A 14,552-nucleotide genomic window follows, 5' to 3' on the forward strand; every position below is an offset into this window, starting at 1 on the left:
CCGCGTCATCGGACACGGCGCCGCACCGCCTGGGGCCTCGCTTCAGCACAGTTCGTCGAAGTACACGCGCCCTGGAATATGCGAAGCGACGAGCCTTGCGATATCCGTATCGGTGTACTCGGCCGGCACGACGCATCGATTCGACGGGGAATCTTTGTGCATCGTCCATTCGACGAGCCGGTAAGTGCGCCCCCAAGGGCGTTGGACGGGCATGGACACGCGGCAGCTTTGGACCGGTAGTGCGTGCTGCCGCTTGAGCATCGTGCGCAGATGCTTGAACACCGTATCTTCGATCATCGCCGTTTCCCTTTACGGCGCCGCACGGGCCGTGCGGCCGCCACGCGTAGGACTTTAAAAAAACGCCGCCGATGCTCCGGCGGCTCAACAGGGGTGGTATGGGATGCATGGTCGCAGCCCAGAATTAAGCCAACCTTAAAGGAACGCGGTGTTTCGCACGCACTTTGATTTGTCGCCAATGCTTGAAATTGCAGGTAACGCGCTGAATGCTAAGGTTTTTCTTATGTGATCGGGTGCCGCCATGTAATACCTCGTCACACTTTCCGCGGATCACCGGACATGGTGCGCATACCTTTGCGGGCATCGACTTCGTCGAAAATCATCTGGGCGAATTCGGCGGCGTGCGGTAAGTCGTCGTTGTGCAGGATCACGAACTCGACGTCCGGCAATGGCGGAAGACCTTCGGTTGCACCGAGCTCGCGCAATTCGTCGCCGATCATGCTGTATGGCAGTGGGGCAATCGCGATACCGGCTCGCGCGAACATATGAACCCCCATGGCGCTAGGACTTTCACATGCGATCCGATACGGCATGCCGACCAACGCGAGTGCCTTCATAGCCGCTTCCCGGAACGGACACGGATCGGGAAAGCACGCTAGCGGCACCTCGCCTTCGGGAAGCGGCTCATGCCGCGCGAATGCCCAGGCGAGCGGTTCGCGCCAGAGCGTCGTACCGTTGTCCAATGGAGCGCACCGGCTACCGACCACGACATCGAAGTCTCCTTTCGCGTGCCGTCGAAACAAGCGGTCGCCAATGTCGACGGTCAGATCCAACCGCAAGCCGCGGCGCGCGGTGCCGAAGCGGCGCATGGCGTCGGGGAGCCATCCGCTTGCAAAGTCCTCCGAAACGCCGATGCGCAGCTTTCCGCCGTACTCGTTATCGGTCCCCAATCGGCCTCTTGCTTCCTCGCTCAGATTCAACATGGCGCGTGCGTAGGCGAGCAGGATTTCGCCATGCTCCGTCAGCGCGACATTGCGCGTATCGCGCACGAGCAGCGCACGTCCGACCTGTTCCTCCAGACGGACTACCTGCGCACTTACCGCGGATTGACTCAAATGCAGCCTGCGGCCCGCGCCAGTGAAGCTTCGGGTGTCGGCGACGGCGACGAACGTATGGAGCAGGGCGGTGTCGAGCGGACGGTTCATTGATCACCGATCGAGGTTAATTCGATCATCTAATATCGTTTCAAAATTATAAGCGCGCTGGGTAGGCTGCGAATACGGCGAGCGACAGTGCATCGAAGCTGTTGCCGTTCACCTCTAAGGGACTGGTGCCATGACTCGCGTGCTCTATATCGAAGGCTCACCCAACAAGACGCATTCGGCGTCCATCGACGTATGCGGCGCATTTCTCGATGCGTATCTGACGGCGCATCCGGATCACGTCATTGAAAAGTTCGACGCGTGGGAGGAGGAACTGCCCGAGTTCGACGCAGACGCGCTCGCCGCGAAATACGCGGGTCTCGCCGGGGAAGCGTTTACACCGAAGCAGTCGGCCGCATGGCGGCGCATCGAAGCGCTCGCGGCGCCCTTTCACGAAGCGGACAAGTTGCTGTTCGGGGTGCCGCTATGGAATTTCAGCATTCCGTACAAGCTGAAACATCTGATCGACTTAATTTCGCAGAAGGACGTGCTTTTCTCGTTCGACGGCTCGGGTTTCGCCGGTTTGTTGCGGGGGAAAAAAGCCGCGGTCGTCTATGCCCGCGGACTCAGTTACACGTCGCCGGGCAGCTTCACGCCGGCCAGCGAGTTCGACCTTCAGCGTCCCTATATGGAAACCTGGCTTAAGTTCGTAGGAGTGACGGACGTCGTCGGCATTGTGGTCGAGCGCACTTTGTTCGGCCCCGACGGCAAGGCAGATCGAAGCCGGGCGATCGAAGAGGCCCGCTCGATCGCGCGCGAGTTCTGACTGCCGCGCTTGCATGCCCGCGCGCGTCCCGCTTTCAAATCAGCGACTTAGGCCATCCGCCCTCAGGTTACCCACAACCTTGCCAACAAAATCTGGGGATAACCCTGTCGTTCTCCACAAGCGGGCGCGCGCCGGTGCCCGTGCGCCCTGACATCCTCTATCTCCGACCCTAGGGGTAAACACAAATGCCCCATGACTCCCCTGGCGATCTAGAATTTGCTCAATTCATAGATAGCAAAAACGCTTGCTATAGTTTAATTTGCAGTCAGGAGAGGCAGGAGACGCCATGACGGTCGATTACCAAAAGCTGCGGTTCGACTACGTTCGAGCCGCCGAGCACGACGTTCCGACGCAGGCGTTACACCCGGTCGTCGTCGTAGGCGCGGGACCGGTGGGTCTTGCTGCGGCGATCGATCTCGCGCAGCAAGGCGTCGACGTGGTTCTGGTGGACAACGACGACACGCTCTCGACCGGCTCCCGGGCGATCTGCTTCGCCAAGCGCACGCTCGAGATCTTCGATCGCTTGGGCTGCGGCAACCGCATGGTCGAAAAGGGCGTGAGTTGGAACGTAGGGAAGGTGTTCTTCCAGGACGAGCTCATCTACACGTTCAATTTATTGCCGGAAGCGGGGCACGCGCGCCCGGCGTTCATCAACCTGCAGCAGTATTACGTCGAAGGCTACCTCGCCGAAAGAGCCATGGCGCTCGATAACATCGAGATTCGGTGGAAGAGCAACGTGGCCGGCGTCACGCAATGCGACGATCACGTCGAGTTGCAAATCGAAACGCCGGACGGCACGTATCCTTTGAGGGCCCAATACGTGATCGCCGCGGACGGTGCACGAAGCCCGATTAGAAATATGCTTGGTCTCGATAGCCATGGCCGTACGTTCAAGGATCGCTTTTTGATCGCCGACGTGAAGATGAAGGCGCCGTTCCCCACGGAACGCTGGTTTTGGTTCGATCCTCCCTTTCATCGCAATCAGTCCGTGCTGCTCCATCGTCAGCCCGACGACGTCTGGCGAATCGATTTTCAGTTGGGCTGGGATGCCGATCCCGTCGCGGAGAAAGCGCCGGAGAAAGTCATTCCGCGCGTGAAGGCACTACTCGGCGAAAACGTCGAATTCGAACTCGAGTGGGTCAGCGTCTACACTTTTTCGTGCGTGCGGATGGACTCGTTCCGTCATGGCCGCGTCTTGTTTGCCGGCGATAGCGCGCATGGCGTGTCGCCGTTCGGCGCGCGCGGCGCGAACAGCGGCGTGCAGGATGGAGACAACCTCGCCTGGAAGTTGCGGCTCGTGCTCGATGGCAAGGCGCCCGACGACTTGCTCGATACGTATGCGTCCGAACGTGAATTTGCCGCCGACGAGAACATTCGCAATTCGACGCGCTCGACCGATTTCATTACGCCCAAGAGCGCGGTGTCTCGACTGTTCCGCGACGCGACGCTCAAGCTCGCGAAAGACTGTGCGTTCGCGCGGCGCATCGTCAACAGCGGCAGGCTATCGGTGCCGTGCGTGCTGTCCGGCTCGCCGCTGAATACGCCCGATGCCGCGGGCGATACGTTCGCCGGTCCGATGGTCCCCGGCGCCGTTTGCATCGACGCACCCGTCTCGATCGACGGCAAACCCGCCTGGTTTTTGAACGCAACGGCGAACAGCGCATTCACCGGTATCTATTTTCCAGGCCTGGATGACGACGCGGCGAAGATGGCTGAGCAACTGAACGCGCTGCGCCGGCTGCCGATCGGCGTGCAGTCCGTCATCGTCATTGCACGCGGCGCTCGGGTGCCGCCGATTCCGGAGGCGACGATCGTGGAAGACGTCGAAGGTCTCGTCACCGACCGCCTCGACGCGCGTCCCGGCACGTTCTATTTGCTTCGTCCCGATCAGCATGTCTGCGCACGCTGGCGGCAACTCGATGTGCGCTCGATTTCGGCCGCGGTCGATCGCGCGACCTGCAACGCGACTTTGAACGGTTGAACGACCATGAGCCATCTCAATCTCGATCCGAACATCGCGGACATGGACGCGTTCTACGAGCAACTGATCGACACGCACCAGGGGCTGAGCGACGCGGATAGCCATATGCTGAACGCGAAGCTCGTCCTGTTGCTCGCGAATCATATTGGCGACATGGACGTCCTTAAAGAGGCCTTCGCGAAGGCTCGCTCGGGCCTCGTACCGGCTTAGCCTAGTCTCTTCAGGACCAAGCCAGCGTCAAGTTGGGCTCAAGCCGGGCTCAAGCCTCGTTCGACTCGGGCGCGAGCAAGCCGAAGCGCCAGGACAGCCGCTGCGTCGCGCCGAGCAGTGCGCGCCCGATCGGTCCCTGCGCGCTGCGATCGAATCCGCTCGACGGACCGATCACGGCAATCACCAATCGAATGCTGCCGGTATGGTCGAAGACAGGCGCCGCAAGCGTGCCGATGCCGGGAATCGGGGCATCGAACGCCTCGTCGATACCACCCTCGCGAATGCGGGTGAGACGCGCCCGATAGCTTCGGGAGAGCGAGGCGGGCGCCGCCGGATCGCCCGCGAGGCGAATCGGCTCTTGCGCCAAAAAGCCGTTCAGCAGGTCTTCCGTCATATGCGCGGCGAACACGCGTCCGATCGCCGTATTGACGAGCGACATGACGGTACCGACGCGCAAGCTGATATGTTGCGGCCGCGCCGATTCCTCCAGCCGAATCACGGTGGGGCCCAGCGGTCCCAGCGTGGCGGCCGCGACGGAAAGCTCGGTTGCCGCCGCCAGCGCGACGATTTCCGCTTCGGCATCGCGCGTCGGCGACAGCCGTTGCAACGCAATCAGGCCGAGTTCGAACGCGAGCGGGCCGGCGGTGAAGCAGCCGTCGTCGTTACGCGCAAGCAGACCGATCTTTTGCAAACTGACGAGATGGGGGAAGGCTTTGGCGGGTGGCATGCCGGCGGCCGCGGCGAGATCGCGCAGGTTGAGCGGGTGGCCCGCTGTCGCGAGCGCCGATAGGAGATCGCCGGTGCTGTCGAGCGCGTTGATGCCGCGCTGCGCTTTGGCTTGCGTCTGCCCCACGTCATCGCTCAGGGCTTCGGTGGGATCAAACGGCATGAGTCGGTGTCCGGTCGAGCAAGGCTTGCGTGATGCGTTTCGCGGTTTCGCTCATCTCGCGCGCGATCGCCCCGTCCCAGCCGATGTCCATCGTGCCCGACGGCCCGATCACGGTGAGCGCGAGCAGCAGGTTCTCGTCGGCGTCGAGCACGGGTACGCTCATGCTGCTGATGCCGGGGCTCGGCATGTCGACACTGCGGGCGAGGCGCCGCCGCCGGATCGCGTCGACGCTCGCGTGCTTGTGCCCGCCGGACTCGGAATCGTCGGCAATCGTATGCGGCTGAGCCAATCCCTGGCGTTCTCGCATCGCGGAGAGTGCGTGCTCGTCGAGAAAGGCGCTGAAGAGGCGCCCGGTGGACGTCGTCTCCAGCGACATGACCGTTCCCACATGCAGATTGACATGCAGCGGATTGCCGCCGCGCTCGTAACGCACGATCGTCGGCCCTTGCGCGCCCGCAATGCAGACGGCCACGCTAAAACCGGTTCGTTCGGCCAATTGCGCCGCATAAGGCACCGCCACGCGGTATGCCGGTTGCTGCTCCACATAGATGAGCCCGAGCCGTAGCGAAAGCGGCCCCGGTTCGTAATAGCCCGTTAGCGCATCGCGCTTGACCAGTCCCAGCTTCGTGAGACTCACCAAATACGTGTGCGCTTGCGCGGTCGAGAGGCCTGCGCTCGCGGCCAAATCGCTGAGCCCCATTCGCTCTCGCCGCGAGGCGAACGCGTCGAGGATGCGTCCCGCTACCTCGACGCTTTGGATGCCGCGTTGCGCTTTAGGGTTTGCTTCGTTCAATGTGATATCCGCTTCTGCCGGTTTACGTCACGGTGCACGATCGTAACGCATTCGCCGATCGCGCCTTGCCCCGGGGTTTTCCCGTAGTTCAACTATAGCAAGATCGTTTGCTATTGACAAAAATCAAGCTCGACGTGACGATGAGGTTATCCACCGCCCACTCATAGGAGACAGACGTGGCCAAGGCATTCGCATCGCAAGCAGACCTCGAGGAAAAGAAGATCACCTTCACGCAGTTGTCCGAGAACGCATGGGCTTATACGGCCGAAGGCGATCCGAATTCGGGCGTCGTCATCGGCGACGACGGCGTGTTGATCGTCGATACGACGGCCACGCCCGCGATGGCGCAAGATCTCATCGCAAAGATCCGCAGCGTGACCGACAAGCCGATCAAATACGTCGTCCTGTCGCACTACCATGCGGTGCGCGTGCTCGGTGCGTCGGCTTACTTCGAGGAAGGCGCGCAGCAGATCATCGCGAGCCGCGGTACGTACGAGATGATCGTCGAGCGCGGCGAGCAGGACATGAAGTCCGAGATCGAACGCTTTCCGCGTCTTTTTGCCGGCGTCGAGACCGTCCCGGGGCTGACGTGGCCGACGCTCGTCTTCGACAAGGAAATCACGCTCTGGCTCGGCAAGCTCGAAGTGAAGATCGCGCATTTGGGCGCGGGCCATACGAAGGGCGATACGGTCGTATGGCTGCCGTCGCAAAAAGTGCTGTTCTCCGGTGATCTCGTCGAATACGACGCGGCCTGCTATTGCGGCGATGCGCAGCTCGAAGCGTGGCCCGCGACGTTGGAAGCGCTGCGCGCGTTAAACCCGGAAAAGCTCGTGCCGGGCCGCGGCCCCGCGCTGCTTACGCCCGCGGACGTGAACAAGGGGCTCGACTACACGAAAGACTTCGTGACCACGCTGCTGCAAGCAGGGCGCGACGCCGTCAAGGAAAAACTCGATCTGAAAGGCGCGATGGCGCTCACGCGTAAGACGATGGATCCCAAGTTCGGCCATGTCTTCATCTACGAACATTGCTTGCCCTTCGACGTTTCGCGCGCTTACGACGAAGCGAGCGGCATCGCGCATCCGCGTATTTGGACCGCGCAGCGCGACAAGGAGATGTGGAGCGCGTTGCAGGAATAAATCCAAGCGGTGTAGTGACGCAAGGTCCCGTCCCGATGGGACCTCCCCCTTTTCTGACGAACGATCGAAGGCGCGAAAGACGCCGAAAAAATGCGGTCCGCCTAATAACGAGCGGCCCCATGGAGCGAGACAATGCAAAGCACCCTAAACCTCGATGCGTCGAGCGCGGCCCATACGGCGGCCGATGAGCAGCGAATATTCGCCAAGGTCGCCTGGCGTACGATCCCTTTCTTGTTCGTTTGCTACGTGGTGTCGTTCCTCGACCGGATCAACATCGGTTTCGCACAGTTGCAAATGAAGCACGACCTCGGCTTTAGCGATGCGATGTATGGGCTCGGCGCAGCGGTCTTTTACATCGGTTATGTGTTGTGCGAAGTGCCGAGCAATATGCTGCTGGCCAAATACGGCGCGCGCAGAACGTTCGCACGCATCATGCTGCTCTGGGGCGCCGCGTCGGTCGGCATGATGTTCGTCGCGAAGCCGTCGCACTTCTATATTTTGCGTTTCATGCTCGGCGTGTTCGAGGCCGGGTTCTTTCCCGGCATCGTGCTCTATCTGACGTACTGGTTCCCGTCGAATCGCCGGGCGGCCGTCATGTCCGTATTCTTCGCCGGCGTCGCGGTGGCCGGGGTGCTCGGCGGGCTCGCGTCCGGCTGGATCATGCGCGACATGGGCGGGGTGGCGGGCCTGTACGGCTGGCAGTGGATGTTCGCGTTGGAGGGTGCGCCCGCGCTGTTGCTGGCCGTCGTCGCCTTCTTCTATTTGGTCGACAAACCCAAAGACGCGCCGTGGCTCAGCGAAACGGAAAAGACCACGCTCATCGCACTTTGCGCGCAAAGCGAGGCGGGCGTTAAAGCTACAGCTATAGCCAATAGGGCCCACGATACGCGCAGCTTCGCCGCCGCACTCGTGAACCCGCGCGTGTACCTGTTCGCGTTCATCTATTTTTCGCTGACTTGCGCATCGCTGACGCTGAACTTCTGGATGCCGCTGATGATCCGCGACTTCGGCATCAAGGATGTCGTCGAGGTCAGTCTTTACACCGTGATACCGAATGCGATCGGCGCGATCGGGCTCGTCGTCATCGCCCGGCATTCCGATCGCAAAGCCGAGCGCCGCCGCCATTTCGCGTTTTGTACGATCGGAGGCGGGATCGCGCTGGCGGCCTTGACGCTGCATTTGAGCAGTTTCGCCGCGATGCTCGCCATCCTTTCGGTGGCGGCGGCCCTCATCTTTGCCGCGCTGCCGATCTTTTGGGCCGTGCCGCCCGGCTATCTGCCGGGCAATGCGGCGGCCGCGGGTATCGCGCTCATCAGCAGCATCGGCATTACGAGCGGGATCGTCAGTCCGTGGGCGATCGGGCACATTCGCACGAGCACCGGGAGCATGGATCTGGCCGTTTATCTATTGGCGGGGTTGCTCGTGATCAGCGGCATGGCACTGATGGCGGGCATCAAGCCGCGCGCCGGCACGCCTCGATGATTCAGACGAACCGGAACGAGATCGACCCGAGCCGTCCGTAGTCGATATGGAACGCATCGCCCGCCGCCGCCGGTGCCGGGCGCGTAAACGAGCCCGCGAGCACGATGTCGCCCGCGTTGAGCGTCTCGCCGTGCGGTGCGATCTTGTTGGCAAGCCAGGCCACGCCGGTAGCGGGGTGATTGAGCACCGCCGCCGCCAGGCCCGTCTCCTCGATCACGCCGTTTTTGTGCAGCATCGCGCCGACCCAGCGCAGGTCCACGTCCATCGGTTTCACGGGCCGGCCGCCGAGCACGATGCCCGCGTTCGCCGCGAAATCGCTGATCGTGTCGAATACCTTGCGCATTGCGCGCGTCTCGCGATCGAATTGCTCGATCCGAGCGTCGATGATCTCGACGGCCGGCACGACGTAGCTCGTCGCCGACAGCACATCGAATAGCGTGATACCCGGGCCCTCTAGCGGCTTGTCGAGGACGAACGCCAACTCGACTTCGACTCGCGGCGCGATAAAGCGGTTGACGGGGATGTCGGTGCCCGCGTCGAAGAACATATCGTCCATCAGCGGCGCGTAATCGGGTTCGTCGATTTGACTGGCCTGCTGCATCGCGCGCGACGTCAGCCCGATCTTGCGGCCTTTGATCGTCCGGCCGTCGGCGAGTTCGAGCTGGACCCATGCGCGCTGGATCGCATAGCCGTCGTCGATCGTCATGCCGGGGAAGCGGCTCGAGAAATGGCGCAGCGGCGTGCGGGTCTTGCGCGCCTCGTACAGTTCGCGCGCCAGCGAAGCGATCGTATCTTGGGTAATCATCGGTCAGCCTTGCGTAAACAGCGGATGCAGGGAGCTTAGGCGGCCGTTGTAGACTTCCAGGCCCTCGTCGATTTGCAGCGTGATGCCGATATGCCGCGTCTTGAGCAGTGAAATGAAATGGCCCTCGGTGCACGCGAGCAGCGCGCGGCCGACCGACTCATGCACGGCCGGGCTCCGTCCTCGCGCGAGCCGCAGGTTCAGATAGACGAAGCCGTACTCGCCGGTGCCGCCCGCCGCGCGTCCGGCGGCGCCGCCGTCGGCAACGGCGCTGTGAGCCGCGGGGTAGGCGAGCACCCGAATGCCGCCGGTCGCGAATACCGGATTGCCCGCTTCGTCATGATGCAGGCGCATTTTTTCCGCGAGCGCCGTACAGAGCGCTTGCATGTCCGCGCCGCCGTCGGCAACGGGACGATCGAGATCGGGCGTGTAGAAAATCGTTAGGTGCGGCACATCGTTCTCCTCTCGTTCCGCTGGTTCCAGTTCTACTCGACACGGCGGTCATCATAGGCGCGTGGAAGCGCGGTATCGCTTCGCACTCGACGCTTCGGCGGCTGGGATCGCTTGACCGCTTTGCGGCGTGACGGGAAAGACGGCATTGATCTGCCCGGTGCCGGAGGCGCCGAAATACGGCGTGATGATTTCCGCTCGGCCATCATAGTCGGACCACCCCAGCGCGCCGAGCATCATCGCGGTATCGTGCATGAACCCTTCGCCGTGTCCTTTCGATGCGTACTCCGGCAACATCTCGCAGAAGGTGGGCCAATCGCCGCGCTCCCACATGGCGACGACATCTCGATCGAGCGTCTCCAACAGGGGACTCCAAATCTTGAATGCGTATTCGGGCGCCAGCCCGTTTTGCGCGAATCGATGACTCAAGCTGCCGCTGGCGAGGAACGCGACCTTGCCGTCATATCGCTGCTCCACCGCGCGACGCATCGCCCACCCGAGGCGGGCGCTGTCGTTCAAATAGTGAGCCATGCATAGCGCCGAAACCGAGACCACTTTGAAGTGTTCGTCTGCGTTCATGTACCGCAGCGGAACGAGCGTGCCGTACTCGGGGGCGAGCGTCGTCGCATCGTGCGCGAGCGTTTCCACGCCGTATTCGGTGCAGACATCGGCGAGCAGCCGGCCGAGTGCCGGATTGCCCGGGGCCTTGAAGGGCATGTTCGCAATGAAGTGAGGCAGCTCGTTGCTCGTGTATCGCCCTTCGAAGTGCGGCGCGCAATTGATGTGGTAGTTCGCGTTGACGAGCCAGTGCGTATCGAACACGACGAGCGTGTCGACGCCGAGCGCCTTGCAACGTCGGGCGATTTCGCGATGTCCGTCGATCGCGTCTTGGCGGGTGCCTCGGCGCGGACCATCGAGTTCCGAGAGGAACATCGAAGGCACGTGCGTGATTTTTGCAACGAGCGCGAGTTCGCCCATGATCGTCTCCTCGGTACCGCGTCGATCAAACACGTCCCCATTGAGGAATAGCATGCGCGCCGAGCGACACACATACGTTCTTCGGCTCGAGGAACACCTCGTAGCTCCACGTGCCGCCTTCGCGTCCGACACCGGAAGCCTTCGTACCGCCGAACGGCTGGCGCAGGTCGCGCACGTTTTGGCTATTGACGAAGCACATGCCAGCCTCGATCGCGGCGGCGACGCGGTGCGCTCGGCCGGCGTTTTCCGTCCACACATAGCTCGACAATCCGTATGCGATGTCGTTTGCGATCCGGATGGCGTGAGCCTCGTCGTCGAACGGAATCAGGCATGCGACGGGACCGAAGATTTCTTCTTGCGCGATGCGCATTCGGTTGTCCACGTCGACGAATACCGTGGGCGCAACGTAATTGCCGTGCCTCAGCGATGCCGGCAAGTCGAGCGCTTCGAGCCCGCCGCAGGCCAGCGTCGCACCTTCTTTCGGGCCCAGCTCGATGTAGCTTCGCACCTTCGCGAGGTGGCCGCGGCTGATCATCGGGCCGACGATCGTATCGTCCCGCATCGGATCGCCCACTTTGAGCCGCTTCGCGCGTTCGATGAAACGATCGCCGAAACGCGCATAGATCGACCTTTGCACGAGGATCCGAGAACCCGCCGTACACCGTTCGCCGTTGTTGGAAAAGATCATGAAGACGGCCGCGTCGAGCGCGCGCTCGAAGTCGGCATCGTCGAAAATCACGAAGGGCGATTTGCCGCCCAATTCCATCGAGAATTTCTTTAAGCCCGCCGATTGGACGATGCGCTGGCCCGTTGTCGTGGAGCCCGTGAACGACACGGCGCGGACGTCGCGGTGTGAGACGAGCGGCTCGCCCGCTTCCGGGCCGAAACCGTGCACGACGTTCAATACGCCCGGCGCGATACCGGCCTCGAGTGCAAGCTCGCCCAGACGCGACGCGGTAAGCGGCGACAATTCGCTCATCTTCAGCACGGCGGTGTTGCCGAAGGCGAGACACGGCGCCACCTTCCATGTTGCCGTCATGAAAGGGACATTCCACGGCGAAATCAGTGCGCAGACGCCGACCGGGTGAAACAGCGTGTAGTTCAGATGCGTCTCGGTCGGGTAAGTATGTCCGTCCACCCGCGTGCACATCTCGGCGAAGTAATGGAAATTGTCGGCCGCGCGCGGGATGAGTTGTTTGCGCGTTTGCGCGATGGGCTGGCCCGTGTCGTTCGTTTCCGTCGCCGATAGCTCGGGCACGTACTGCGTGATCAAGTCGCCGAGCTTATGCAGCGCACGCGCGCGGTCTTTAGGCGAGCGCGCCGCCCAGCCCGGGAACGCTGCTTTCGCGGCTGCGACGGCGGCCTCGATCTCGTCCTGGCCGCCGCGCGCCACTTGCGCAAGCACGGTTTGATCTGCCGGGTTCACGGTTTCGAAGTAATCGCGCCCAGCGCGCGGCCGGCCGTCGATGAGGTGATCGATGCGCATGGAAGGACCTTTTTCGATTTCGTTCAGACGCGCCCGAAGAGGGCGTCGGATCCGATGTCGTTGAGGAGACGGCCGAGGCCGTCGATTTCGCAGACGATCTCGTCTCCCACGTCGACGTTTGCGACGCCCTCCGGCGTACCGGTCAAGATCACGTCGCCGGGGGCGAGCGTCATAAAGCTGCTCAGATATTCGATGAGCGTGGGCACGTCGGTGACGAGGTCGCGCGTGTTGCCGCGTTGGCGCAACACGCCGTTGACGTAGGTGCGCAACTCGAGGTTGGCGATATCGGCAATATCGGCCGCATCGACGAACCAAGGTCCGAGCACCGTGCCGCCGTCGCGGTTTTTGACGCGCAGGTTGGGGCGGTAGTAATTCTCGAGGTAATCGCGAATCGCATAATCGTTGGCGATCGTATAGCCCGCGACGTACTCCATCGCTTGCGTGCGCGCGACTTCTCGCGCCGGCCGGCCGATCACGACGGCGAGTTCGCATTCGTAGTGCATGAAGGTGACGCCGGACGGCCGGCGTGTGACGCCGCGATGACCGATGACGGTGCCCGGTCCCTTCAGAAAGACGAGCGGCTCATCCTGCTTGGAGAATTGAAGTTCCTTCGCGTGGTCCGCGTAGTTCAGGCCGAGTGCGAAGATCGTGCCGGTCTCGATGGGCGGAAGCCAGACCACGTCCTCTTCGCGCACGATACGGCCATCGGCAAGCCGCAGGCCTTCGCCGTTCGGATACGCTTCATGAATGGCGCCTGAGTAGGCAACGCGAGCGCGCATCATTGCATCGCTCCCGGCAACGAATGTATCCGCGCAAACGATACGCGAAGCGGCGCGAATTCGCCGATGGCGATGCTCGCGTCGTCGCCGGCGCGGGCGACCGGCGCGCCGTGCGGCACGCCGAGCGTCAGAATGTCGCCGGGGGCGAGCGTCATGAAATCGGTCACGTCCACCAGCAAGCGCGCGACACCGCGTACCGCCGTGGCCGTTGTCGCCTCGAACGCCGCGCGGCCGGCGATATCGATGCGAATGGCGAGGCGATCGGGATCGGGCACATGCTGCTTCGCCACGAGCGCGGGGCCGATCACGCAGAACCGATCGCGTGCGCGAAAACGTACCGACGGACGATAGAGACTCGTATGAGGGATGCTCAAATCGGCTACGGCGGTGTACCCGGCGACATGGTCGAGCGCGTTTTCGAGGCTCAGCCGCGTGGCGGTGCGGCCGATTACGATACCGAGCGAGGCGCCGACTTCGATTCCGTCCGTATCCTCGGGCATCGTTATGCAACTGCGGTGCCCGGCGTGCGTATTGCGCGGCTTTAGATAGAGGATGGGGGCTTGGGGCGGCGCCCTATAGGGTGCCTCGGCCATCTCGCCGCCGAGCGCTTCGAGCGCCGCCCGGTCGTTGAGCAGGACGCCGTATACAGCGCCGGGCACCGGCACGCGAAAGCCGGTGTCGCGCGCGAGCAAGTCGCGCAGCGTCCGCGCATCGACCTCGCGCGGTAGCGCATCGCCGTCGAGGTGGACGAGATGATCGGCCAGTGTGAACATGTACCGGATCCTAGCTGTAAAATCGCTAATATGTTAGCGAGTCTGCGCTTGATATGATTCGCGGTCAACCAGATTGCTGTGTTTCTGCGGGTTTTCCCTCGAGGCGCGATGCCTCATTCGTGTTCTGATAGCCATGTCATATTCCGCTGCCGACGTTCGCGTTCATCGCAACTTGCCGATGCTGTTGCTGCGCGCGAGAGAAAAAATGATGGAGCGGTTTCGGCCGCTTTTGACGGCGAACGGTTTGACGGAGCAGCAGTGGCGCGTCATTCGCGCACTCGACGAAAACGGCGCGCTGGAGCCGCGGCAAATTTCGGATCTTTGTACGATTTCGAGCCCGAGCATGGCCGGGGTCCTGGCGCGGATGGAGGCGATGGGGCTCGTGACGAAGGAACGCTTCCCCGACGATCAAAGGCGCGTGCGTGTGTCGCTGACCAAGAAGAGCGTGAATCTCGTGCGCGTGCTATCCAAGGACCTGGAACGGCAATACCGGTTGCTCGAGCAACAAGTGGGGGCGGACGTGGTGGCGGCGGTGTACGGCGCCGTCGACGCATTGTTGGCCGGACTGGAAAAGCACTGATAGCGTGA

General features: G+C 62.4%; 14 protein-coding genes and 1 pseudogene. 6 read left to right on the forward strand and 9 right to left on the reverse strand.

Going from position 1 to position 14,552, the window contains the following annotated elements; all coding sequences use genetic code 11:
* Positions 1–42: 42 nt before the first annotated feature.
* Together DXT59_RS19215 and DXT59_RS19220 are read right to left on the reverse strand one after the other, a co-directional pair.
* Positions 43–297 (reverse strand): DUF2866 domain-containing protein, encoded by a 255-nt coding sequence (locus DXT59_RS19215; RefSeq protein ID WP_116138452.1) that lies wholly within the window; start codon positions 295–297, stop codon positions 43–45.
* A 254-nt stretch (positions 298–551) separates the two neighbouring features.
* Positions 552–1,442, reverse strand: coding sequence for a LysR substrate-binding domain-containing protein (locus DXT59_RS19220; RefSeq protein WP_116138453.1), 891 nt, complete (start codon positions 1,440–1,442; stop codon positions 552–554).
* A 130-nt stretch (positions 1,443–1,572) separates the two neighbouring features.
* On the opposite strand from DXT59_RS19220, the gene DXT59_RS19225 reads away from it, so the two are divergent.
* From DXT59_RS19225 to DXT59_RS19235, 3 genes are all read left to right on the forward strand, one after another.
* The gene (locus DXT59_RS19225) at positions 1,573–2,205 is read left to right on the forward strand and encodes an FMN-dependent NADH-azoreductase (protein WP_116138454.1); all 633 of its coding nucleotides are present in this window, start codon (positions 1,573–1,575) and stop codon (positions 2,203–2,205) included.
* A 286-nt stretch (positions 2,206–2,491) separates the two neighbouring features.
* The gene (locus tag DXT59_RS19230; RefSeq protein WP_116138455.1) at positions 2,492–4,186 is read left to right on the forward strand and encodes an FAD-dependent oxidoreductase; all 1,695 of its coding nucleotides are present in this window, start codon (positions 2,492–2,494) and stop codon (positions 4,184–4,186) included.
* Between the two features lie 6 nt (positions 4,187–4,192).
* Entirely contained in the window at positions 4,193–4,396 is a 204-nt protein-coding gene (locus DXT59_RS19235) for a DUF2783 domain-containing protein (protein ID WP_116138456.1), read from the forward strand.
* 49 nt (positions 4,397–4,445) lie between these two features.
* On the opposite strand, the pseudogene DXT59_RS19240 reads toward DXT59_RS19235, so the two are convergent.
* Positions 4,446–6,084 (reverse strand): annotated as a pseudogene (locus DXT59_RS19240) (IclR family transcriptional regulator).
* 170 nt (positions 6,085–6,254) lie between these two features.
* Between DXT59_RS19240 and DXT59_RS19245 the strand changes: the two are divergent.
* Both DXT59_RS19245 and DXT59_RS19250 read left to right on the forward strand, forming a co-directional pair.
* Positions 6,255–7,214 (forward strand): MBL fold metallo-hydrolase, encoded by a 960-nt coding sequence (locus tag DXT59_RS19245; RefSeq protein WP_116138457.1) that lies wholly within the window; start codon positions 6,255–6,257, stop codon positions 7,212–7,214.
* Positions 7,215–7,346: 132 nt separating this feature from the next.
* Positions 7,347–8,696: an MFS transporter gene (locus DXT59_RS19250; RefSeq protein WP_116138458.1), complete on the forward strand. Its 1,350-nt coding sequence runs from the start codon at positions 7,347–7,349 to the stop codon at positions 8,694–8,696.
* A gap of 1 nt (position 8,697) precedes the next feature.
* Here the strand turns inward: DXT59_RS19250 and hpaH are convergent, their stop codons facing one another.
* Genes hpaH through DXT59_RS19280 form a run of 6 tightly spaced genes read right to left on the reverse strand, consistent with a single transcriptional unit; the run spans position 8,698 to position 13,964 of the window.
* Complete coding sequence (hpaH, locus tag DXT59_RS19255; RefSeq protein ID WP_116138459.1) at positions 8,698–9,501, reverse strand: 2-oxo-hept-4-ene-1,7-dioate hydratase; 804 nt, start codon at positions 9,499–9,501, stop codon at positions 8,698–8,700.
* A gap of 3 nt (positions 9,502–9,504) precedes the next feature.
* Positions 9,505–9,951 (reverse strand): 5-carboxymethyl-2-hydroxymuconate isomerase, encoded by a 447-nt coding sequence (locus DXT59_RS19260; RefSeq protein WP_116138460.1) that lies wholly within the window; start codon positions 9,949–9,951, stop codon positions 9,505–9,507.
* Positions 9,952–10,002: 51 nt separating this feature from the next.
* The gene (gene hpaD / locus DXT59_RS19265; RefSeq protein ID WP_116138461.1) at positions 10,003–10,926 is read right to left on the reverse strand and encodes a 3,4-dihydroxyphenylacetate 2,3-dioxygenase; all 924 of its coding nucleotides are present in this window, start codon (positions 10,924–10,926) and stop codon (positions 10,003–10,005) included.
* Between the two features lie 25 nt (positions 10,927–10,951).
* Positions 10,952–12,412, reverse strand: a complete 1,461-nt coding sequence (gene hpaE / locus DXT59_RS19270; RefSeq protein WP_116138462.1) for a 5-carboxymethyl-2-hydroxymuconate semialdehyde dehydrogenase — start codon at positions 12,410–12,412, stop codon at positions 10,952–10,954.
* Between the two features lie 23 nt (positions 12,413–12,435).
* Complete coding sequence (locus DXT59_RS19275; RefSeq protein ID WP_116138463.1) at positions 12,436–13,194, reverse strand: fumarylacetoacetate hydrolase family protein; 759 nt, start codon at positions 13,192–13,194, stop codon at positions 12,436–12,438.
* Complete coding sequence (locus DXT59_RS19280; protein ID WP_116138464.1) at positions 13,191–13,964, reverse strand: fumarylacetoacetate hydrolase family protein; 774 nt, start codon at positions 13,962–13,964, stop codon at positions 13,191–13,193. The genes DXT59_RS19275 and DXT59_RS19280 overlap by 4 nt, the downstream gene beginning before the upstream one ends.
* Positions 13,965–14,097: 133 nt before the next feature.
* On the opposite strand from DXT59_RS19280, the gene hpaR reads away from it, so the two are divergent.
* Positions 14,098–14,544 (forward strand): homoprotocatechuate degradation operon regulator HpaR, encoded by a 447-nt coding sequence (gene hpaR, locus DXT59_RS19285; RefSeq protein WP_240324580.1) that lies wholly within the window; start codon positions 14,098–14,100, stop codon positions 14,542–14,544.
* Positions 14,545–14,552 lie beyond the last annotated feature (8 nt).

This window comes from Trinickia diaoshuihuensis, from assembly GCF_003390925.1.
In the GTDB taxonomy this organism is placed as follows: domain Bacteria; phylum Pseudomonadota; class Gammaproteobacteria; order Burkholderiales; family Burkholderiaceae; genus Trinickia; species Trinickia diaoshuihuensis.

Excerpts from the sequence above, each read along its gene's own strand:
- DXT59_RS19215 (WP_116138452.1), bottom strand. The coding sequence starts at position 297 with ATGATCGAAGATACGGTGTTCAAGCATCTGCGCACGATGCTCAAGCGG.
- hpaR (WP_240324580.1), top strand. The coding sequence starts at position 14,098 with ATGTCATATTCCGCTGCCGACGTTCGCGTTCATCGCAACTTGCCGATG.
- DXT59_RS19225 (WP_116138454.1), top strand. The coding sequence starts at position 1,573 with ATGACTCGCGTGCTCTATATCGAAGGCTCACCCAACAAGACGCATTCG.
- hpaH (WP_116138459.1), bottom strand. The coding sequence starts at position 9,501 with ATGATTACCCAAGATACGATCGCTTCGCTGGCGCGCGAACTGTACGAG.
- hpaE (WP_116138462.1), bottom strand. The coding sequence starts at position 12,412 with ATGCGCATCGATCACCTCATCGACGGCCGGCCGCGCGCTGGGCGCGAT.
- DXT59_RS19235 (WP_116138456.1), top strand. The coding sequence starts at position 4,193 with ATGAGCCATCTCAATCTCGATCCGAACATCGCGGACATGGACGCGTTC.
- DXT59_RS19280 (WP_116138464.1), bottom strand. The coding sequence starts at position 13,964 with ATGTTCACACTGGCCGATCATCTCGTCCACCTCGACGGCGATGCGCTA.
- DXT59_RS19275 (WP_116138463.1), bottom strand. The coding sequence starts at position 13,194 with ATGATGCGCGCTCGCGTTGCCTACTCAGGCGCCATTCATGAAGCGTAT.
- DXT59_RS19220 (WP_116138453.1), bottom strand. The coding sequence starts at position 1,442 with ATGAACCGTCCGCTCGACACCGCCCTGCTCCATACGTTCGTCGCCGTC.
- DXT59_RS19230 (WP_116138455.1), top strand. The coding sequence starts at position 2,492 with ATGACGGTCGATTACCAAAAGCTGCGGTTCGACTACGTTCGAGCCGCC.
- DXT59_RS19250 (WP_116138458.1), top strand. The coding sequence starts at position 7,347 with ATGCAAAGCACCCTAAACCTCGATGCGTCGAGCGCGGCCCATACGGCG.
- hpaD (WP_116138461.1), bottom strand. The coding sequence starts at position 10,926 with ATGGGCGAACTCGCGCTCGTTGCAAAAATCACGCACGTGCCTTCGATG.